Raw genomic sequence first — 20,064 nt, 5'->3', positions numbered from 1 at the left:
GACATTCGCCCGCCGGATAGTCTGAAGACAGAATGAGATTTTCTGGTGATGCCGCAGGAGGGCAACCATATGACGATCCCACATTTCGGTTTTCGAACATTGATATTGGCCGCGTCGATGGCCTTGGTCACCGCCGGGTCGGCGGTGGCGGACGACAAGAAGAAAAAGAACACCATCGAAGGCGCGTTGATCGGGGCGGGCGTCGGTGCTTTGATTGGTGATGGCAAGGGCGCGGCAATCGGCGGCGTGGCCGGGGCCTTTATTGGACATAACTGGAAATGACTGCGATGCGTTTGACCCAAATGAAAACCGCTCTCGCAAGCCTGTGCATGATCGTTCCGGGCATGGCCATCGCAGACGAAGCTGCTGAACAAATGGTTCAGGACGCATTGCCCGTCATGTATCATACCTGTGCAACGGTGGTTGAAGAGTCGGACGGTGATGAGACCTATATCTTTGCGGTTGTCGAGAAGATGACAGCACTGTCGATCTATAACCGCCAGATTGATATCAATGATCACGCAAGCACGGACGAGGACAAAGCGAAACTGAGCGAGACCTTCATAGCCGCATTGAGAGAGGGCTGCGCCGAGGACCAGCATGCCCTGTTGGGCGGGGTTGTCGACAATGCGGTGAAAACGACGCTCGGCTTGTAATCGCTCAATAATGCGGCGGGCGTTCGTCTCCGAGGATGATGCCGCCTGATCCTTCTTGTGCCCGTTCACCTTCGCGGCGCATCAGCACCTCAACCCGGCGGGTCAAGTTGTCGATCTCATCCTGCTGGCGCGTGACGATTGTGTTCAGATCTTCGACCGTGCGGGTCAGATGGGCGATCTGCTCTTCCAGATGTTGCATTGGAAACTCCTGTCTCGCGCCGGTCATAACGGCACCGGCTGTGCAAGGCCAGCGAAAGCGCGCCTTGCCCCGAAACGGGCCATGGGATAGACCGCGCGCGGAACACTTAACGCCCAAGGACGCCCCAAATGGCCAAGCCCAAGAAACAGCCCCGCCCCAAGGCCGTAACGCCGAAGGGGTTTCGCGACTATTTTGGCGAGGAAGTCACGCAGCGCACCGAGATGCTGCGGACTATCGCGGGTGTCTATCATCGCTATGGCTTTGATGCTTTGGAGAGCAGCGCGGTCGAAACGGTCGAAGCGCTGGGCAAGTTCCTGCCTGACGTGGATCGTCCGAACGAAGGCGTCTTTGCCTGGCAGGAATTCGATGAGAACGACAAGGGCGATTGGATGGCCCTGCGCTATGACCTGACCGCGCCATTGGCCCGCGTCTATGCGCAACACCGCAACGATCTGCCGACACCTTATCGCCGCTATGCGATGGGTCCGGTCTGGCGCAACGAAAAGCCAGGTCCAGGGCGGTATCGCCAGTTTTATCAATGTGATGCGGATACGGTGGGTACCGCATCAATGGCGGCGGATGCCGAGATTTGCGCCATGTTGTCGGATACGCTGGAAACCGTGGGCATCCCGCGCGGTGACTATCTGGTGCGGGTGAATAATCGCAAGGTTCTGAACGGCGTGCTCGAGGCGATGGGTCTGGGCGAAGACGCTGCCGCCCGTGACAGCGTGCTGCGCACCATCGACAAGTTCGATAAGGTGGGCGAAGCAGGCGTGCGCGAATTGCTGACCAAGGGTCGTCTGGACGCGTCAGGTGCCTTCATCGACGGCGTGGGTCTAAGCGATGATCAGGCAGAACCGGTCATCGCCTTCCTGACCTCTAAAGCTGCAGATACCGCAGGAACGCTGGCCAATCTGCGTGCCGCCGTGGGTGACAGCCAAATCGGTGCGGATGGCATTGGCGAACTGGAACAGATCGGGACCTTGCTGGAAGCCGGCGGCTATGGCGCGGATCGGATCGAGATTGACCCATCGGTCGTGCGTGGGTTGGGCTACTACACCGGTCCGGTCTATGAGGCCGAGTTGACCTTTGATATCTTTGACGAGAAAGGCCGCAAGCGGCAGTTCGGCTCTGTCGCAGGCGGCGGGCGCTATGACGATCTGGTCAAGCGTTTCACTGGACAGGAAGTGCCCGCGACCGGCGTCTCGATCGGGGTTGACCGTCTGCTGGCCGCCCTGCGCGAAAAGGGGCGGATCAGCGCACAGGCCAAGGGGCCGGTGGTTGTCACCGTCATGGATCGCGACCGCATGGCGGATTATCAGGCCATGGTGGCCGAGCTGCGCAATGCAGGTATCCGGGCCGAGGTCTATCTGGGGAACCCCAAGAACTTTGGCAATCAGCTGAAATATGCGGACAAGCGGAACTCACCCATTGCGGTCATCGAAGGTGGTGATGAAAAGGCGAACGGGATCGTGCAGATCAAGGACCTGATCCTTGGCGCCAAGATTGCAGAAAGCGCCACTCTTGAGGAATGGAAAGAACGCCCAAGTCAGTTTGAGGTTCCGCGCGGTGATCTGGTCGCCAAGGTGCGCGAAATTCTGGACAATCAGGACTGAGCCATGGCCAACCGTACTCAGATACAGACGCGCGCCGCGATGATGCGGGTGCGTTTCGAGACCGCAGGTGCCCGGGTTGTTGATCCGCCTCTGTTGCAACCGGCTGAAACGTTGCTGGACCTCTATGGGGAAGACATTCGCGCCCGTGCTTACGTTACCTCGGATGCGCTGCATGGTGAACAAATGCTGCGCCCGGATTTCACGCTGCCGGTGGTGCAGATGCACATGTCCGACGGTGCCGAACCGGCGCGCTATACCTATTCGGGTGAGGTGTTTCGGCGGCAGGAACACGATCCGGATCGCGCGAATGAATATATCCAGGTCGGGTATGAGGTGTTTGATCGCACCGATCCGGCCAGTGCCGATGCCGAAGTGTTTTCGCTGTTCGCGTTGCAACTGCGTGGGTTGCCCCTGCGGGCGGCAACCGGCGATATCGGTATTCTGACCGCTGCTGTCCAGGGACTGAGGACTTCCGACCGGCGCAAGGCGGCGCTGATGCGCCATCTGTGGCGGCCCCGCCGTTTTCGCGTCTTGCTGGACCGTTTCGCTGGGCGCAAGCCGGGGCCTGAAGGACGCAAGACCTTACTCGAGGCTGCTGACCCTTTGGCAACCGACGCGCCTATGATCGGCAAGCGCCGCGCCTCTGAAATTCAGGCACGGATCGAAGCCCTGCGTGAGGATCGTGATACCCCACCGATTTCCGACAACGAACTGGCCGGGTTGGAAACCCTGCTGAACGTCCGCGAAACCATGCCCTTTGCGCTTGAACAGCTGCGCGACGTGGCGGTGGACTTGCCGCAGATCACCCCGGCACTGGACCGGCTTGAGGCGCGGATCGCGGCCTTGCAAGCGCGCGGCGTGGATGTGGACAGGTTGGATTTCGAAGCGTCTTATGGCCGGACCTCGATGGAGTATTATGATGGGTTTGTCTTTGGTTTCTACGCCGAGGGCCGGCCGGATTTGCCGCCCATTGCCACTGGGGGGCGCTATGATGCACTGACCCGCCACTTGGGCAAAGGGGCAGAAATCCCCGCAGTTGGCGGCGTGCTGCGCCCGGACCTGATGCTGGAGATTGAGGAGGACGCGCAATGAGCCTGAAACTGGGCGTGCCTTCAAAGGGCCGGTTGATGGAAAAGACCTTTTCGTGGTTCGAAAAGCGCGGCATCACCCTGTCTCGCAGTGGGTCGGACCGCGAATATGCCGGTAAGGTGGAAGGGATCGAGGGTGTCTCGCTGATCCTGTTATCGGCGGGGGAAATTCCGCGTGAATTGGCTGCTGGTCGCATTCATCTTGGCGTCACCGGAATTGATCTGGTGCATGAAAAGCTGCCGCGCTGGGAACAGCAGGTCGAAGAAGTATCTCCGCTTGGGTTTGGCAAGGCCGATCTGATCATCGCTACGCCAGCCTGCTGGGTCGACGTGGACACGCTTGATGACCTTGACGCGGCGGCAGCGGCTTTTCGCAAGACCCACGGCCACCGCCTGCGGATTGCCACCAAATACCACCGGTTGGTGCGTGAATTTCTGACAGATGCGGGCGTGGCCGATTATACGCTGGTCGACAGCCAGGGGGCGACCGAAGGCACGGTAATGAATGAAACCGCCGAAGCGATTGCCGATATCACGTCAACGGGGGAAACCCTGCGCGCCAACCATCTGAAAATCCTGACAGACGGGCTGATCCTGCAATCGCAAGCAACCCTATGGCGCAGCCGGGTGGCCAAGTATACGGACGAAGACAAGGATGTTCTGACTGAGGTGCTCGACCGTCTGGCCTGATTACAGCACGCCGATATCCGCCAGCGCGCGGTTTAGATCATCGGGCAGGGCATCGTCCTGCGCGCGGGTTTTTGGCAGATCGGCGGGGGTGTCCTCAGGCTTGAGATAACGCCACCCCTGAAAGGGGCGCTTCAGGGCGTTCTGGGTGCGATGAACCTCAGGATCCAGAATAATGGCGCAGCGGCGAATGCCGTCATCCCCGATCACTTCGTCCATTCGTAGGATGCGCTGACGGCATTGCACAACGCCTTTGATCACCCAATAGATTGATCCGCCATTCAGAATCTCTGCCTCGCGTTTGGGCCACATGCGTGTCACGTGGCGCGGCAATCCGTCCTCGTAAAGAGGCATGCGACTCTCCTGCCATGCGATCAGCGTGTCGACGCTTTCTGATCCGACGGACAGTTTTATGAGGTTTACGTACTTATCCACAGCTTTCCCACAGAGTCGTCCCAAGGCTACCTTTATATTGTAGCCTTCTGCACCGCTTCATCAAGGTGTTGTGGTGAAGGTGCGAATTGGGCTAATCTGGATACCTCTTTCAAGACAGGGAATCACCAATGAGCCGCTTTGCCGCCCCCATCGCCGAGCAGATCTGGGACATGAAATACCGCTTTAAACAGGCGGATGGAACACCCATCGACCAAACGGTTGAAGACAGCTGGCGCCGTATCGCTCGCGATCTGGCCCGCGTGGAACAGGACCCTGCTCATTGGGAAGACAAGTTCTTTGAGGCGTTGGAGGATTTCAAATATCTGCCCGCCGGACGCATCACCGCCGGTGCGGGCACTGCACGCCGGGTGACCCTGTTCAACTGTTTTGTCATGGGAACCATACCAGACAGCATGGGCGGTATTTTCGATATGTTGAAAGAGGCCGCCCTGACCATGCAGCAGGGTGGGGGGATCGGCTATGATTTCTCAACCATTCGTCCGCGTGGGGCGGATGTACACGGGGTGGCGGCGGACGCCTCGGGGCCGCTGAGCTTTATGGATGTGTGGGACGCGATGTGCCGCACGATCATGTCTGCGGGGTCGCGCCGCGGGGCGATGATGGCGACCATGCGCTGCGATCATCCCGATATCGAACAGTTCATCACCGCCAAATCCGACCCGGCCCGTCTGCGCATGTTCAACATGTCGGTTCTGGTGACAGATCCGTTTATGGAGGCAGTCAAGGCCGATGGCCCGTGGGAACTGGTGTTTGATGGCAAGGTCTATCACACCATCCAGGCCCGCGATCTATGGAACAAGATCATGCAGGCCACTTACGACTATGCCGAGCCAGGTGTGATCTTCATCGATCGGATCAATGCCGCCAACAACCTCAGCTATGTCGAGACCATCGCGGCGACGAACCCCTGCGGCGAACAGCCCCTGCCGCCTTATGGCGCCTGCCTGCTGGGCTCGATCAACCTGGCGCGTTTGGTGACCGGACCGTTCGAGGATGCCGCTCATCTGGATGAGGCCGCGCTGAAAGAGCTGGTCGCCACCGCCGTTCGCATGATGGACAATGTGGTCGACGCCTCGAAATTTCCGCTGGCCGAACAAGAGGCTGAGGCGCAAGACAAACGCCGCATTGGTTTGGGTGTCACCGGGCTGGCCGATGCACTGTTGATGCTGGGTCTACGCTATGGCTCTGACGAGGCGGCGCGTCAGACCGAGCGCTGGTTGCACGCAATCGCCCGCGCCGCGTATCTGGCGTCGGTCGATTTGGCAAAGGAAAAGGGGGCGTTTCCCTTGTTCGAAGCCGAGAAATACCTGGCCAGCGGCACAATGCTGCAGATGGATGACGACGTACGCAATGCGATCCGCGAACACGGCATCCGCAACGCGCTGCTGACGTCGATTGCCCCGACGGGGACGATATCCCTGTACGCGGGCAACGTCTCTTCGGGGATCGAACCGGTCTTTGCCTATGCGTATACGCGCAAGGTCCTGCAAAAAGATGGCTCACGCACCGAAGAAGAAGTCGTGGATTACGCCGTTCAGATGTGGCGCGACAAGTTTGGTGATAAGGACCTGCCCGACTATTTCGTCAACGCGCAGACGCTGCCTCCGTCTGATCATGTCAAGATGCAGGCGGCGGCACAGAAATGGATCGACAGCTCGATTTCCAAGACGATCAACTGCCCCGAGGATATCAGCTTTGACGCTTTCAAAGATGTCTACATGCAGGCCTGGGATCAGGGCTGCAAAGGGTGCACGACCTATCGCCCCAACGATGTGACGGGGTCGGTTCTGACCGTATCAGAGAGTGCCGACAAAGCTCCTGGAGAAAGTGCGGATGCGCCGCACGAGGTTGATGGCGGTGATGTCATCTATATGTCCGAACCGCTGGACCGCCCACAATCGCTAGAGGGGTCAACATATAAGTTGAAATGGCCCGACAGCGAGCATGCGATTTACCTGACCATAAATGACATCGTCATTGGCGGCCGCCGTCGTCCGTTCGAGGTCTTCATCAACTCCAAGAACATGGAGCATTACGCATGGACGCTTGCGCTGACCCGCATGATCTCGGCCGTGTTCCGTCGGGGCGGTGATGTGTCCTTTGTGGTCGAGGAACTCAAGGCGGTGTTCGACCCGCGCGGCGGGGCCTGGGTGAAAGGCAAATACATCCCCTCGATCCTGGCCGCGATTGGCGGAGTGATCGAGCAGCACTTGATCAATATCGGCTTCCTTGAGGGCGAAGGGATGGGGCTGAAATCCGACCCTCAGGCGCAAGTGGTCAACCTCGACGGCCCCCGCGGCAAAGCCTGCCCGTCCTGCGGTCAGTTCGACATGGTGATGATCGAAGGATGCATGACCTGCCGTAGCTGCGGTCACTCTAAATGCGGGTGAGCTGAAGTAGTGGATTCTGTTGTTGGTACACCAAGCAATTGAGACCCAAATCAGCGATTTTTTCGCCCAAAGACAAGGTCTTTGTCGGCCAAGTATCAAAATCCCCTTGTTATCGTAGGGGCGGGAAAGCGTTTGATTTTCTTAACAGATGCTTTCTCAGCCAGTATCAATAGTACGAAGGTATTGACGTGCGTCCGGCAATAGGGCTGTTTCATTCTATGACGACATCACAGCATATCTTTCTCATACGATTTCTCTGATCTGCCCCTGTTAGGGCCGACCGTTGGCTGCTTCTCAATTCTACTCTTCTTCGCACGTTGTCGGTCGGTTTTTCTCACTGGATAGATGAGGGAACTGCTATGAAGACCATCAAACTCCTACTCGCCACTGATCCCAATTTTAAAAAAGATGCTCTTATGCATCGGTTCACTGAATATTTGAAGAAATTGCGCAAAACGCGGCTAGCCAGAGAATTCATCGGAGACGATGAACATTCGGTCGATCTCGGCGGAGATGATTTCGATAAAGTTGCTCGCGAACTATCGGATGGTGTCGCGCTAACTTGAGATGACAAGCGGCGCATCAAAAATCTAGTTCAGCGCATCCCAAAACACAGGGCTGAAGCCTCAGGTCTTAGGCATCTTTCGGAGAAAGAAATCTAACGACTGCGCCCACTAATGAATGAGGTTCGCTTGGTGGAGCCGAGAGACGAGCACTGGGTGGACGAGACAGTATCTTCTTTACATGAAGAAATGCCGTGGATGTCTGCCGCCACCAATGAGGGCTGGCACGCGTTGCGGCGCATCTCTAGTACCAAAGATACAGTCTCGTTGCCGAAGGACAGGTCCGTGTACATATAGTCGGTGAGAAAGCTCCATTTCCTGTTACTGGCGGCAAAGGCTCCCATAAAGGCAAAGTCCAGATTCTCAAGCGCGTCGCCAAACATGAGTGCGCCCTTGATCTGCCCTGCGGGTGTATCGATTGCGGTTTTGGTCTCGGGCGCGAACAGGTAGATCGTTGCCTCGTAGTTCCAGTCAGTATTCTGAGCAGACGCGGGCCCGGATGCCGGCAACTGCCGGCACGATTGCGGTCAAGATCGTTTTCATAGGCAGTGCCTTTTGAGCTAATGTTTCATTGTGTGCCGGGTGGCTTCAGAGATAGCAGAAGCTGAGCAGCTCAGCGGTCCGCTCTGAGGTTCCGGATTCTGGCAAGAGCAGTCACTCGCTATCTCCTTGCGGCACAGGTTTTCCTTCCAGCTCTGCCTGTGCGGCCAGAAGTGCGGGATGTTCCGGATTGGCTGATAGAGCTTCTGCCACAACCGCGGCGGCAGCAACGCGTCCTTGGGTTGCCGCTGTGATCCTGGCCAGTATCATCCATGCATCCAGCCGTTGCGGATCCAGCCGCACCACCTCGCGGAACGCGGATGTGGCCATGCCCATGTTGCGCATGGTCAGTGCCACACCGCCCAGTTGGAGGTGGGTTTCAGGAAAATCGAGCCGGTTTGCCATGGCATCCTGCCATTCAGCCATGGCGGCTTGCAGCTCTCTGGCGGTTCCGTTCTGGAGGCGGTTCTCCGTATCACCCAGCATCGCGCGGGCAGCGGCCATGCGCACATTGCGGGCAGGGTCGGCAAATACAGCGGCCAGGCGCTTGCCCCTTTCCTGAAGCGGTGCAAGGCGCTGCAGAGAGGCCGCGGCAGCGCGGACAAGCGGATCCGGGTCCCGCAGCAGGTCCGTCAGCCTAGCGGCGAACAGCGGGTCGTTGGACTGCTCCAGAAGCCAGAGCGCAGTGGCCCGCACGATGCCCGGCTGGCTGGTATTCTGCGCAAGCGCTGTCAAGTCGCCGGCGGCCGCTGCCGCATCGGCACGCCCCCGCGCCAGCACCTCCCCGTAATGTCGGCCACGGTTTCTGTCGTCCGGATACCAAGCGGAAATCTGTGCAGCTGCCCAGGCTGCGTCCTGGCCGCGGTGGCAGGCGGTGCAGGCATCCGGTGCTCCCGTCACCGGCGAAAGATCCGGCCGGGGAATGCGGAAGGAGTGATCGGCGCGCCAGTCGTTGCCCATGTAGAGGCGTTCTGGCATGTGGCAGGACTGGCACTTCGCTCCAGCGCTGCTTTCCGGGTGGAAGTGATGTGCAGGGCTGTCGTAGTCTGCTGCTGTGAGTGTTGGGAAATCCGGATTGCCCGCCGCGCTGTGGCATTGGGTGCAAAGGCCGTTGCCTTCTGCCTTCAGCTCCAGACTGTGCGCGCCGTGGCAATTCAGGCAAGTCACGCCCCGAGCATGCATCTTAGATTGCAGAAAGGAGCCGTAGACATAGACCTCGTCCTGGATCTGCCCGTCCGCGTGGTAAAGTCCTGGGCGCAAAAGTGCGAGCGTGTAGGCATCATGAAAACGCGTGCCTGGCACCGGGTTGCCGTCCAAGTTGGCTTCGCGTCTGGAATGGCACGTCGCGCATTGTTCGACTGCCTGCCGAGGATCGGCGAAATCCACAGGAAATCCATGGTTTGCGGGCGGCGGTGTCCTTGTCGTTTCCCATGTATCAGCCCAATCAACGTGGTCCTTTCCCGGTCCGTGGCAGGCCTCGCAGCCAACGCCTATTTCGACCTGGGTTGATGCATAGCTTAAACGGCTTGCGTCGTAGTTTTTGCGGAACCCGGTGGCGTGGCACTCTGCACAGCGCGCATTCCAGGTCTTGTAGGGACCTGTCCAATGCAGACCATCCAACGGAGGCAGGGTCTGGTCCGGATAAAGGTGGAACCACTTCTCCTCTTCGGTGTCCCAGGCTACGTCAAAACTCTGCAGTTGCCCCGGTTCGGTCTCGAGAAGATATTGCTGCAGCGGTTCGATCCCCGCAACCGAATGCACTTGGTATTCCGCCTGCGATCCATCCTTTTCGATCACCTCGACGTAGTATTCGCCCTCCGCTCCTGTCTGAAACCGGGCAGTCATACCGTCATGGTGAAAGGCCGTTCCGCCGAAGTCACCTGCGACCGTCTCCCGCGACGGCGTTGTCCAGGCCTGAGCGTGATGCGATCCTGCCCAGCCTGCGGCACTGTCCTTATGGCAACCGGTGCAACGATCCGACCCCAAGTAGCCATCAAGGCTCTGGGCCATCGCTGGCAGACCCAGCAGCAAGAGAAGGATCAAGACTACAATCTGCATTTTCAGAGGGCCATCCGGTTTTCTGGGTCGTTCATGCACAGGGATGGTGCAGGGCTTCATTCGCGGCTCGGCCAGATCCGCTCCCAATCACGGGCCATGTCGATTACCAGCCAACCGCGGCTAGCTGCTTCATCAAGTCCGCGTGCAAGCTGCCCGATATGGCTTTCACGGCCGTAAGCGTATTCGCGTTCGCTGTCAGTATGGTGCAGCAGGATGCCCAGCCGCGCACCTTCGCCCGCAGTAGTCCACTCAAGCATCTGGAAATCTCCATCGGAATTTCCCACTGCGATCACCGGCCGTCGCCCGATGCGGGCCTCGATAGCAATGGGCTTACCTGCCTTGTCGTCAATGAAGAATAAACCGGGGTCCTTCATCACCCGCGGCGGTCCGTCCCCGGCGGAATAACTGCCATTTCCGATGGACCCGATGACCTGCTCGGGCGGAATGTTATAGGCGCTTTCAGAGAACACCCGGATGAAATGCAGGCCGCCGCCTGAGGCGATGTAAGTACGGAAGCCTTCATCGCGCAGATAGGTCAAGAGCTCCAGCATGGGTTGATAGACCATTTGGTCATAGGCCAGGCCTGTGCCGGAATGCCTGGCCGTGTCCAGCCAGCTGCGCACGGCGGCCTGGAACTCGTCCACCGTCAGGCCGGAGTGGGTGGTGGAGACGATTTCCAAAAGTCCCTCAGTGCCCGAGGCGGCCACTGTCTCCATGTCGCCTTCGACTGCGGCCCGCAGCACGTCAGACGTGAGCACCCCGGGATCAGCAGCGGCCATTTCTTTCAATCGGTCGATGGCAAATAGCAGTTGAAAGTAGACCGGCTGTTCTGCCCAGAGCGTGCCGTCATTGTCGAAGGTCGCAATACGCGCGGCCGGGGTGACATAATCAGGTGAATCCGGGTCCGTTATGCCTTCGACAAACGCAATGATCCGATCCTTGGTGGCCGTATCCGTCCAAGACGGCAAAGGGTCAGCGAGCGGAGCTGATGCAAACAGAATTGTCAAAGGAATTGAAATTAGCAGAGCACGCATAGGGACAACCTTCGCAAGTGCAGGGAAAGGGATGCCGAGGCAACCGGAAAATTAGGCGCCCCGACGGAATACTCCGTCGGGACGAAGTGGGATGAGTCTACTGCGAGCCGCCCGGCTGCGACAGCTTCTCCATTACCTTGTCGAGGCTGAACGAAGCCGCCTCCTGCCGCGGTGGGTATTCTTCGAAGGTTGCCAGGAACTGCCCAACATAAGCCTGGGCCGGCACCAGCATGAAGGCATGGTCGAGCAGCCAGTCGTAATAGGTGTTCGACGTCCGGTAACCGCGTTCATAAGGGTCGCGGCGCAGGTTGAAGATCAGCGGCACGCGCAGCGGCGTCAGCGGCTCCATCCAGGCCCGGAGAGTTCCCCAGGCCTTCTGCTCGAGGAAGGTGATCTTCCAGTTGTTGAGCCGGATCGCCGCGAGGTCGCCGTCGTCAGTGAAGTAGAAGATCTCATTACGCGGGCTCTTGTCCGTGTCACCCTTGAGCATTGGCAATAGGTTGTAGCCGTCGAGATGGACACGATACTCGCGGCCTGCCATTTCCGGAACGGTGATGCCTTCGAGCAAATCTTCCTTGATGGTTTCATTGCCTGCAGCGGCCAGGAATGTTGGCAGCCAATCCATGTGATGCACGATCTCGTTCGAGATCGTTCCGGGCGCGATATTACTGGGCCAGCGGACCATAGCAGGCACCCGCCAGGCGCCTTCCCACTGGGTGTTCTTCTCGCCCCAGAACGGGGTCATTCCGGCATCCGGCCATGTGTTCATATGGACGCCGTTATCAGTGGAATAGAACACGATGGTGTTATCGGCGATGCCGAGCTCGTCAAGCTTTTCGAGGAACTTGCCGATATCCATGTCGTGTTCGATCATGCCGGCAGTGTATTCATCAGCTTTTTCCCCATTGTATAACTCATCCGCGAGCGCGCGGTTCTCTTCGCTGACGTGGGTACGGAAATGCATCCGTGTGCCGCTCCACCACAGGAACCACGGGGTGCCGGCGTTGGTCTGTTCCTCCATCCAGGCAATTGCAGCATCTGATGTCTCGTCGTCCACAATCTCCATCCGCTTCCGGGTCAGTGCCCCGGTATCCTCGATATTCTGGGTGATTTCATTTTCGCCGTAGGTCGCGGTCACGTTCAAAACACCACGCGGACCGAACCGTTCAAGGAACGTCGTGCCGTCTGCCAACACCATATCCTTCGGGTAGTCCTCGTTTTCCGGCTCTTCTTCGGCGTTCAGATGGTAGAGATTTCCGAAAAACACATCGAAACCGTGGTTCGTCGGAAGGTGTTCATCCCGGTCTCCCAGATGGTTCTTTCCGAATTGACCGGTGGCATAGCCTTCGGCTTTGAGGAGGCCGGCAATGGTGGGATCTTCGATCTGCATACCTTCCTTGGCACCGGGCAGGCCGACCTTGGAAAGGCCGGTGCGGAAGACCGACTGGCCCATGATAAAGGATGACCGGCCAGCCGTGCAGGATTGTTCACCGTAGTAGTCGGTGAAGATCATACCTTCTCTGGCAACCCGGTCGATATTCGGCGTTTGATAACCCATCAACCCCATTGTGTATGCGGAGATATTGGACTGGCCGATGTCGTCGCCCCAAATGACGAGAACGTTCGGCTTGCCGCCCGCGCTGCCTTCCTGGGCAAGCGCCGGCGCAATCCCAATGCTTAAAATCAGGAACCCGGCCGCGACGGCCCTGTTCAAATACGAAACTGGCATAATCGGTCACTCCCTCACATTCGCTAACAGTGAAACTTGAGTTGGTCGCAGACAAGCACCAAGCGAGAGGCTTTGTCCGCCCGTAGAACATTTCGAGTGGGATCAACTATCCATAAGTTGAATGTATGGCGCAACACTTTCTTTTTTTTGGGCAATCTTTCGGTTGTCGGCCATTGTGTCTAGGCCGTTGCGGACCGGCACGTCATCAGGAACTGCCATGGCCTGCAAGCGGAGTCCTTGGCGCACGAGCCGGAGGCCCACGCGCACTGCAGGCTTTCCGGTCATCTTTGTCGATGAAGGTCAGGACACAGACCCGGCCTTTGTGGATGCGCTCCGCGAAGTGGCGCAGGCGGTTTCACTAGGCTTCTGTCTCGGCTTCTTCGGCGATCCGGAGCAGAAAATTTACATGCAAGGTGCCGGACAAATTCCGCCTGAAGAGGGATGGGAGATGTCTGACGTCAGCGCCAACCTGACGTTGACGTATTACAATATCATCGAATGCTGCGTTTGCTTCGATGGCCGCTATGAGCCGATTGTGTTGAAAAACTCGAGTATCTGACGGCTGCATTTGCGTCGCCGCTGGCGACATACACGCCTCCCAAAGCAATGTGCCCGCACGCAAAATCCCTGTCGAGCGTCATCCGAATGCCGTGACGGGCGACTAAACTTCTGAAAGTGGCGCATCCTTCCAGTAGCCCGAATGGCAGATTTCGGGATCAGCCGAGAAGATCGAACCTTTGGCTCAACTGCAGCTTTGGGCCGTTACTTTGACGATGGAACCATCCAAAGAACGATGCAATGTCTGGCTGCGTGTCCGGCTAACCAACTTTTACGACCATCTTTCCAAAGTTACCGCCGGCCAGCAGTTGATTGAATGCTTCCGGAGCATTTTCAAGCCCCTCAACCACATGTTCCTTGTAGCTTATTGAACCGTTTTTGAGCCAAGCCGTCATATCGCGGACAAACTCCTGATACACGTCGGCACCAAAGTTGTCGAAGATTATGAAACCCTGCATTCTGACTTTCATCCGCAGGATCGTGCCCATGATCGCAGGGCCCATATCCGGGCCGTCCGGTAGGCCGGGCAGGTTGTACCAGGATACAATCCCGCAGACGGGCACCCGTGCAAACGGGTTCAAGAGCGGCAATACGGCATAGAGAACTTTGCCGCCAACGTTTTCGAAATACACGTCAATTCCACTTGGACAAGCCTCGCGCAGTTGCGCTGCCAGATCATCAGATCGATGGTCCAAACATGCGTCAAATCCAAGGTTTTCGACTACATGAGCACATTTTTCAGAACCGCCTGCGATGCCCACTACGCGACATCCTTTTAGCTTTGCGATCTGACCGACTGTTGCGCCTACCGGGCCGGCTGCGGCAGCCACAACAACTGTTTCACCGGCTTTTGGCTCCCCGATTTTCAGAAGCCCGGCATAAGCCGTGTAGCCTGGCATTCCGAGAATTCCGAGCGACCAAGACGGGTTGTCCGGAGATTTACCCAACTTAACGACCTGCGTTCCGTCTGAGACAGCAAAATCCTGCCACCCGCTTGTATTGAGCACATACTCTCCGACTTCGTATCCTTCGATGTTGGATTTGACCACCTGCCCGACGACCTGCGCCGTCATAACACCGCCAATCGGAACGGGTTCGGCATAGGATTTAGCGTCATTCATTCGGCCACGCATGTAAGGATCCAACGACAGGTACACCGTACGTACCAGCATTTCGTCTGGTCCAGGTTCAGGAACGCTCGTGGTTTCCAGGCGCAATGTATTCTCGTCCGGTTGTCCGGTTGGGCGATTGGCGAGAACAATACGACGATTGGTGGCGGATGCTTGGGGCATTGTGACCTCTCATAAGACGGCTTTCTTGCAACAGAGACCAAATTCCGCTGCAGAGCAACACGACAGCACCGACGAGTTCGAAAAACCTATAGACGTGGCCCAATCACGCACGATCTGCGCATTGAAATGCCCAAACGCTCATGGAAACGCCCTGCTAAAAAGTAATCAAACCCGACCTTAGGTTCGTCTTCCATTCACCTCTCGACTGAGGTTCTGGTTCCTTCATGAATCTCGAAGTGGAGAGGTCTCTGAGTCTTGCTTTGCAGGTCTGAAGCTTGCTCATGGATCTGACCAGAAGCCATGACATCATAGACTTCAATCGTGACCAAGCCATAGCCGCACAATTTACTGTCGATGGCCATATCGAAGAGAGCGAGATCGCGATGGTTAGCTGCGAGCGGACGCAGTGTCTCAAATGCAGTGCGAGAGGAGAATCTGGTGTTGCTGTTCAGCGGAAGGGGTAACCATTCATGCAGACCGTAGCGGCGATTAGTGGTCGAATTTACAGATCGCAGGACAAAGCCAACTGTTGTCTCTATTGACCAAATGACTGGTTTTGGCCCAAGCAGTTAGGTCAGACCTGTGGGCTTTTCCGAATGCCATTATCCGTTGCTTTGTATCAAAAGCAATTCTCGCAATAGCGATGGCTGGCCAATAATCACCAAGTAATCCGTATTGGCGACATCGCCCAGACCATTGTGGCCTCTTTGTCAGTCCGGTTGCGGAACCGATGCGCGATCATTGAAGGGTAGGAAAAGCTGTCGCCTTTGCGAAGAACTATGATTTCTTCACCAAGGCGCAGCTCCACTTCGCCACTCAAGACGATCGCATGTTGCTCGCCCTCGAAGGAATAGCCTTCCTGGGGTTCGGGCGGTGTACCGGCCCCTGGGCGGAACCGGGACAGGATCAGATAGCATTGTCCGGATAGTGTGCTGGATAGCAGTTCGTCTTCGAATCCCAACTCCTGGGTTGTTCGCGTGTACATGTTGGAAAGCGCCCTGCGATTTTCTTTGCGTACGACGTGTTTGCGCTCCAATGGTCCGGCACCCGATTGCTTGGGAAAGAACCAGTTGGGATCGACCGAGAGCGCTTCGCTGATCTCTCGCAGAAGCTCCGCCGATGCTTTTGCTGATCCCAGCTCGATCCGGCTCAGATACGCCGTCGAGCAGGATACCGTTTCCGAAAGGTCTTGTAACGTCAGGCCACGCGCCTTGCGCACTTCGCGGATTTCGCTGCCAAGCCGTTGAGTGTCAGTATCAGTAACGTTGCTATTCATGCATTCGGGATAAGAGATTTTTGTTGATTTTTCGAGTAAAATTCAACTTAGTTGAAAATTGGGTAATAATTCAACTTACCACATCTGTCCGGGAGATCGCTATGCGCTTTGATTTGATTGCCAATTTCAGTCCTGGTGAGACGATTCCCTGGACCCGGACATTGGAGATGATCCTCGAACAATGTTCGCTGGCAGAGCAGGCTGGATTCACGACCGCCTGGTTCACAGAACATCACTTTGCCCATAACGGCTATATGAACGCGCCGCCCAACCCGATCCAGATGGGTACGCATGTGGCTGCTCATTGCACAAAACTGCGGGTTGGAACGGCGCCCATCATCTTGCCGGACTGGCACCCATTGCGCGTGGCCGAAGACGCGGCGATGCTGGATAACATGTCGCTGGGCCGGTTCGATTTTGGTGTCGCCAAGGGTATCAATGAGCGCTCGACTATCCAGTTCAATTCGGACGCGGATCGGCGCGACAACGGCAAGGTGATGCGCCTCTATCAAGAGAGTCTGGATATTATTCTGAAGGCGTGGACCAACGACGCCTTCACCCATCAAGGTGAGTTCTATGAGTTCCCAGTTCCAGGCTGGAAAGAAACCAACCGTTTTTTTGAACCGCTGGACCCGCGCTATCACGACGAGAATGGCGAGTACAAAGCGATATACGTGCATCCACGCCCGTATTCTGATCCGCACCCACCGGTCTGGCTCATGTCGAATGCGCCTCCTACATTCAAGCTTGCTGGTGAAAAAGGGTGGGGTGTGATCTCGATGGCCGCTGGACCCAAGGCGACACTGGCCTGCTGGGAACCCTACCGCGAGGCGCTTTCCAAACGTGAAGGGCGCAATGTGAAACCAGGGGAAGGCGTTGGCGTCTGCACGGCCTTCTATGTTGGTGCAAGCATGGAGGAGGCTGTGAACACCATTCGTGGCCCGATCAATGCCTATTACGAATTCCTCGGCGGGTCGCGCCCCAAGGGCGAGTGGACAAAACATGGCTATCTTGATGTCGGCGAAGAGATGACTTCTGAGGACGAAGAGATGGATTGGTTCGATTTCCTCAATAAACGCGGGATCATTGTGGTTGGTGACGCCGAATATGTAGCGGATCGTTTTGCTGAGCGGCAGGAAACCATCGGCCTCGACCACCTCATGTTGATGCAGCAATACACTGGCGTTCCCTATGAGAAAATCCTGTCCAGTTGGCATCGACTGTTTGAGCATGTCGTTCCAAAATTCGGGACACAATCCATCGCGCAGAAAAGGATGTTGGAACATGCTTGAAATTTGGGGGCGGCCCTATTCATCAAACGTTATTCCGGTGATTTGGACAGCCAATGAGTTGGGATTGGACTATACGCTGCAACTGGCCGGGGGCAGCTTTGGCAAGCTCGACACTGATATGTACGCGCAGATCAATCCCAACAAAATGATCCCGGCGATCCGCGATGGGGATTTCGCGCTTTGGGAAAGCCTCGCCATTGTGCGGTATCTCTGCGACCGGTACGGCGCGGGAACGTTTAGCCCCTCTGACCTACAGACCCGCGCCATCGCGGATCAATGGATGGTGTGGTCCGCCAGCCGTGCCTTCGGGCCGGTGATTTACCTGTTTTTTGCAACTGTGCGCACCCAATCCGACCAACGGGACCCGGAACAGATCGCCAAACTTCGCGATGAGGCGCATGAAGCACTGACCATTCTGGATCAGCACCTTGCGGATAAGGCCTATGTCTGTGGCGACAGCTTTACCATGGCGGATATTCCGCTGGGTTGCGTGGCGTATCGCTATTTCAATGTCGAGGTCGACCGCCCACCGTTGCCCAATGTCGAAGCGTGGTACGAACGATTGGCGGAACGCCCCGCATACCGGGGTCACGTCATGCGTCATTTCGGCACAAACCCGGATGAGTGGGCCGCCCTTGAAAAGGCCTGTGTCAGTGAAGGAGTTCTGTGATGGACTTGCGTGACTTTCGCCGTGCGCTTGGCGCTTTTCCGACAGGGGTCACAATCGTGGCCACTTATGACCCCGAGGGCATGCCATGGGGCCTGACCGCCAACTCCTTCACCTCGGTCTCACTCGAACCGCCTGTGATCTCTGTCTGTGTCGCAAAATCGGGTCGCGTGTTCCCGACGCTGTCCAGGTCTGATCATTTCGCGGTCAACATCCTGTCCGCGGATCAGAAAGCTCTGGCGTTGCATTTTGCCAGCAATGTGGAAAACCGGTTTGCCGATACGGAATGGACTCCTGGGGCCAAGACGCCTTTGGTCCCCGGTGCATCTGCGCATCTGGAATGCACCGTGCACAACCGGGTTGATGCAGGTGATCATGAAATCCTCTTGGGACGTGTCGTGAACTATGCCCATGCACCCGTTCCTCCGCTGGTCTTTTGTCGCGGCGCGTTCTTTTCCGCGCCCCAATCGGAGGCAGTATCATGAGTGATCACCTGACTTTCCACACCCGGTTCAGCCCTGACGAATTCGACGCGCAGTACAATTTGCGGGCTGGGCGGCCGGACTATGAAGTGACCGTCATTCCCGGGTGGAGCCGCGACAGCGCCCACGCGCGTGCAACATCCGATTGCAGCCTAGATATCCGCTATGGAGAAGGTGAAAAACAAAAGCTGGATGTCTTCCGCTGCGCGGACACCGCCGCACCGACATTGGTCTATTTCCACGGCGGCTATTGGCAGCGTGGCGACAAATCGATCTACAGCTTCATTGCGCCGCCGTTTGTTGACGCGGGGTTCAATGTTGTTGTCATCGGATACGATCTTTGCCCGTCTGTGACCATCACGAGAATTTCAGAAGAAGCGCGTGAGGCCATGTCCTTTGTCTGGCGCAATGCGGGCGCATTGGGCATCAATCCAGACCGTCTCTGCGTTATGGGCCATTCCGCTGGCGGCCATATTACCCAGATGATGATGGCGACCGATTGGCCGGCATTTGACGATGACTTGCCCGCAGACCTGATTAAATCTGGCATTCCGGTCTCACCGCTCAGCTATCTTGAGCCGGTCCGCCTGACCGAGGCTTTGAATGCGGGCATCCAAATGGATCCGGCAGAAGCCCAGGCCGAAAGCCCGATGACCAAGCACCCACCGGGTACCAATGCCCCTCAGCTGGTCGTCGTCGGCGGCGCAGAAACCGACGAGTTCCACAGGCAGGCACGAATGTATGTCGAAAAATACGAAACAGCAGACCGCAAGATGGGTCTCTATTTCGTGCCCGATGTGGATCACTTTGACGAACTGAATGTGCTGGTCGACCCGGCGAGCCCCTTCTTCAAACACACTTGCGATATGCTTCAAGGAAAAGGACCGAAATCATGACCGCTTTGACCCGAGACCTAGTCGACTCTGTCGGTGACGCGTTTAACGCCAATGACATCGATGCCGTAATGAGACACTTCGCAACCGACGCTACATTTGATCACGCTGTTGGCCCCGAAGAACATGGCGTGCGTCTGGAAGGAGCCGAAACCATTCGTGGTGCTTTTGCAGCCCTGTTCGAAAAGGTCGCGAACGTGCATTGGGAAACGCTCGACTGCGCTATTTCCGGCAACAAGGCTTATTGCGAATATCGCCGTACAGCCGTGCACAAGGATGGTTCAAAAGAAGAGTTTCTAAGCGTTGACATCCTGACCTACCGAGACGGGCTGATTGTCCATAAAGACACGTATTACAAGCAACGTACAAGCTGACCCGACAGCCTTTGATGCAGCCAAGCACGCAGCAGTTTTGTAAGAGGGAACCTATCTCGCTTTGACAAACCGCTGCGTCGGCAATCAAGTTCCGTTTCGCGCAATCCGTTATTGCGTAATGAAAAGATGCGAAAACATCTAGGGTCAGGACCCATTGATTTCCGTTTTGCGGCGTGATTCACGGTTCAAAAACGAGCGGTGAACATGTCTGATC

The 20,064-nt window shown here is 57.0% G+C and carries 21 protein-coding genes; 13 read left to right on the top strand and 8 right to left on the bottom strand.

Translation table 11 applies throughout. From position 1 onward, the window contains the following. The first annotated feature begins 69 nt into the window (after positions 1–69). Both AC2FFB_RS19250 and AC2FFB_RS19245 read left to right on the top strand, forming a co-directional pair. Positions 70–282: a YMGG-like glycine zipper-containing protein gene (locus AC2FFB_RS19250; protein ID WP_142638901.1), complete on the top strand. Its 213-nt coding sequence runs from the start codon at positions 70–72 to the stop codon at positions 280–282. Between the two features lie 20 nt (positions 283–302). Next, complete coding sequence (locus AC2FFB_RS19245) at positions 303–656, top strand: hypothetical protein (RefSeq protein WP_496714088.1); 354 nt, start codon at positions 303–305, stop codon at positions 654–656. 4 nt (positions 657–660) lie between these two features. Here the strand turns inward: AC2FFB_RS19245 and AC2FFB_RS19240 are convergent, their stop codons facing one another. Continuing rightward, positions 661–855, bottom strand: a complete 195-nt coding sequence (locus AC2FFB_RS19240) for a SlyX family protein (RefSeq protein WP_142638896.1) — start codon at positions 853–855, stop codon at positions 661–663. A 128-nt stretch (positions 856–983) separates the two neighbouring features. Here AC2FFB_RS19240 and hisS point away from each other — a divergent pair, with 128 nt between their 5' ends. The 3 genes from hisS to hisG are packed head-to-tail and all read left to right on the top strand — an operon-like array spanning position 984 to position 4,249. Continuing rightward, positions 984–2,471, top strand: a complete 1,488-nt coding sequence (hisS, locus tag AC2FFB_RS19235; RefSeq protein WP_496694444.1) for a histidine--tRNA ligase — start codon at positions 984–986, stop codon at positions 2,469–2,471. A 3-nt stretch (positions 2,472–2,474) separates the two neighbouring features. Next, complete coding sequence (locus AC2FFB_RS19230; protein ID WP_142638892.1) at positions 2,475–3,563, top strand: ATP phosphoribosyltransferase regulatory subunit; 1,089 nt, start codon at positions 2,475–2,477, stop codon at positions 3,561–3,563. Next, complete coding sequence (gene hisG / locus AC2FFB_RS19225; protein ID WP_271952535.1) at positions 3,560–4,249, top strand: ATP phosphoribosyltransferase; 690 nt, start codon at positions 3,560–3,562, stop codon at positions 4,247–4,249. The genes AC2FFB_RS19230 and hisG overlap by 4 nt, the downstream gene beginning before the upstream one ends. Here the strand turns inward: hisG and AC2FFB_RS19220 are convergent, their stop codons facing one another. Then, positions 4,250–4,681 carry a DUF1489 family protein gene (locus tag AC2FFB_RS19220; RefSeq protein ID WP_281973647.1) on the bottom strand — a complete coding sequence of 144 codons (432 nt, stop codon included), beginning with the start codon at positions 4,679–4,681 and terminating at the stop codon, positions 4,250–4,252. Positions 4,682–4,809: 128 nt separating this feature from the next. On the opposite strand from AC2FFB_RS19220, the gene AC2FFB_RS19215 reads away from it, so the two are divergent. Together AC2FFB_RS19215 and AC2FFB_RS19210 are read left to right on the top strand one after the other, a co-directional pair. Continuing rightward, positions 4,810–7,092, top strand: a complete 2,283-nt coding sequence (locus AC2FFB_RS19215; protein ID WP_496694443.1) for an adenosylcobalamin-dependent ribonucleoside-diphosphate reductase — start codon at positions 4,810–4,812, stop codon at positions 7,090–7,092. A gap of 359 nt (positions 7,093–7,451) precedes the next feature. After that, positions 7,452–7,658 carry a hypothetical protein gene (locus AC2FFB_RS19210; protein ID WP_496694442.1) on the top strand — a complete coding sequence of 69 codons (207 nt, stop codon included), beginning with the start codon at positions 7,452–7,454 and terminating at the stop codon, positions 7,656–7,658. A 92-nt stretch (positions 7,659–7,750) separates the two neighbouring features. Here the strand turns inward: AC2FFB_RS19210 and AC2FFB_RS19205 are convergent, their stop codons facing one another. The 4 genes from AC2FFB_RS19205 to AC2FFB_RS19190 form a co-directional block, all read right to left on the bottom strand. After that, entirely contained in the window at positions 7,751–8,164 is a 414-nt protein-coding gene (locus AC2FFB_RS19205; protein ID WP_496875314.1) for a hypothetical protein, read from the bottom strand. Positions 8,165–8,309: 145 nt separating this feature from the next. After that, a complete protein-coding gene (locus tag AC2FFB_RS19200) occupies positions 8,310–10,253 on the bottom strand; it encodes a multiheme c-type cytochrome (RefSeq protein ID WP_496875313.1) in 1,944 nt (647 codons plus the stop codon). 56 nt (positions 10,254–10,309) lie between these two features. Beyond that, complete coding sequence (locus AC2FFB_RS19195; RefSeq protein ID WP_271952630.1) at positions 10,310–11,287, bottom strand: HAD family hydrolase; 978 nt, start codon at positions 11,285–11,287, stop codon at positions 10,310–10,312. Between the two features lie 97 nt (positions 11,288–11,384). Further along, the gene (locus tag AC2FFB_RS19190; RefSeq protein ID WP_271952628.1) at positions 11,385–13,016 is read right to left on the bottom strand and encodes an arylsulfatase; all 1,632 of its coding nucleotides are present in this window, start codon (positions 13,014–13,016) and stop codon (positions 11,385–11,387) included. Between the two features lie 217 nt (positions 13,017–13,233). Between AC2FFB_RS19190 and AC2FFB_RS19185 the strand changes: the two genes are divergently transcribed. Continuing rightward, on the top strand, positions 13,234–13,575 hold the full coding sequence (locus AC2FFB_RS19185) for a UvrD-helicase domain-containing protein (RefSeq protein WP_271952627.1): 342 nt from the start codon (positions 13,234–13,236) through the stop codon (positions 13,573–13,575). A 259-nt stretch (positions 13,576–13,834) separates the two neighbouring features. Here AC2FFB_RS19185 and curA read toward each other — a convergent pair whose 3' ends face one another. Together curA and AC2FFB_RS19175 are read right to left on the bottom strand one after the other, a co-directional pair. Beyond that, a complete protein-coding gene (gene curA / locus AC2FFB_RS19180; RefSeq protein WP_281973653.1) occupies positions 13,835–14,866 on the bottom strand; it encodes an NADPH-dependent curcumin/dihydrocurcumin reductase in 1,032 nt (343 codons plus the stop codon). Positions 14,867–15,524: 658 nt separating this feature from the next. Then, positions 15,525–16,142 (bottom strand): helix-turn-helix domain-containing protein, encoded by a 618-nt coding sequence (locus AC2FFB_RS19175; protein WP_142638879.1) that lies wholly within the window; start codon positions 16,140–16,142, stop codon positions 15,525–15,527. Between the two features lie 101 nt (positions 16,143–16,243). Between AC2FFB_RS19175 and AC2FFB_RS19170 the strand changes: the two genes are divergently transcribed. The 5 genes from AC2FFB_RS19170 to AC2FFB_RS19150 are packed head-to-tail and all read left to right on the top strand — an operon-like array spanning position 16,244 to position 19,850. Next, positions 16,244–17,434 (top strand): LLM class flavin-dependent oxidoreductase, encoded by a 1,191-nt coding sequence (locus AC2FFB_RS19170; RefSeq protein ID WP_496694440.1) that lies wholly within the window; start codon positions 16,244–16,246, stop codon positions 17,432–17,434. After that, complete coding sequence (locus tag AC2FFB_RS19165; protein WP_496714082.1) at positions 17,427–18,104, top strand: glutathione S-transferase family protein; 678 nt, start codon at positions 17,427–17,429, stop codon at positions 18,102–18,104. Before AC2FFB_RS19170 ends, AC2FFB_RS19165 begins: the two co-directional genes overlap by 8 nt. Next, a complete protein-coding gene (locus tag AC2FFB_RS19160) occupies positions 18,104–18,586 on the top strand; it encodes a flavin reductase family protein (protein WP_281973656.1) in 483 nt (160 codons plus the stop codon). The genes AC2FFB_RS19165 and AC2FFB_RS19160 overlap by 1 nt, the downstream gene beginning before the upstream one ends. Further along, entirely contained in the window at positions 18,583–19,479 is an 897-nt protein-coding gene (locus tag AC2FFB_RS19155; protein ID WP_496875312.1) for an alpha/beta hydrolase, read from the top strand. Before AC2FFB_RS19160 ends, AC2FFB_RS19155 begins: the two co-directional genes overlap by 4 nt. Then, positions 19,476–19,850, top strand: a complete 375-nt coding sequence (locus tag AC2FFB_RS19150) for a nuclear transport factor 2 family protein (protein ID WP_271952617.1) — start codon at positions 19,476–19,478, stop codon at positions 19,848–19,850. Before AC2FFB_RS19155 ends, AC2FFB_RS19150 begins: the two co-directional genes overlap by 4 nt. The last annotated feature ends 214 nt before the right edge of the window (positions 19,851–20,064 follow it).

The sequence above is a fragment of the Ruegeria sp. YTSA219 genome (assembly GCF_059609985.1).
Note: the sequence above shows the minus strand (reverse complement) of the source record. Positions and strands in the feature narration are given on the sequence as shown.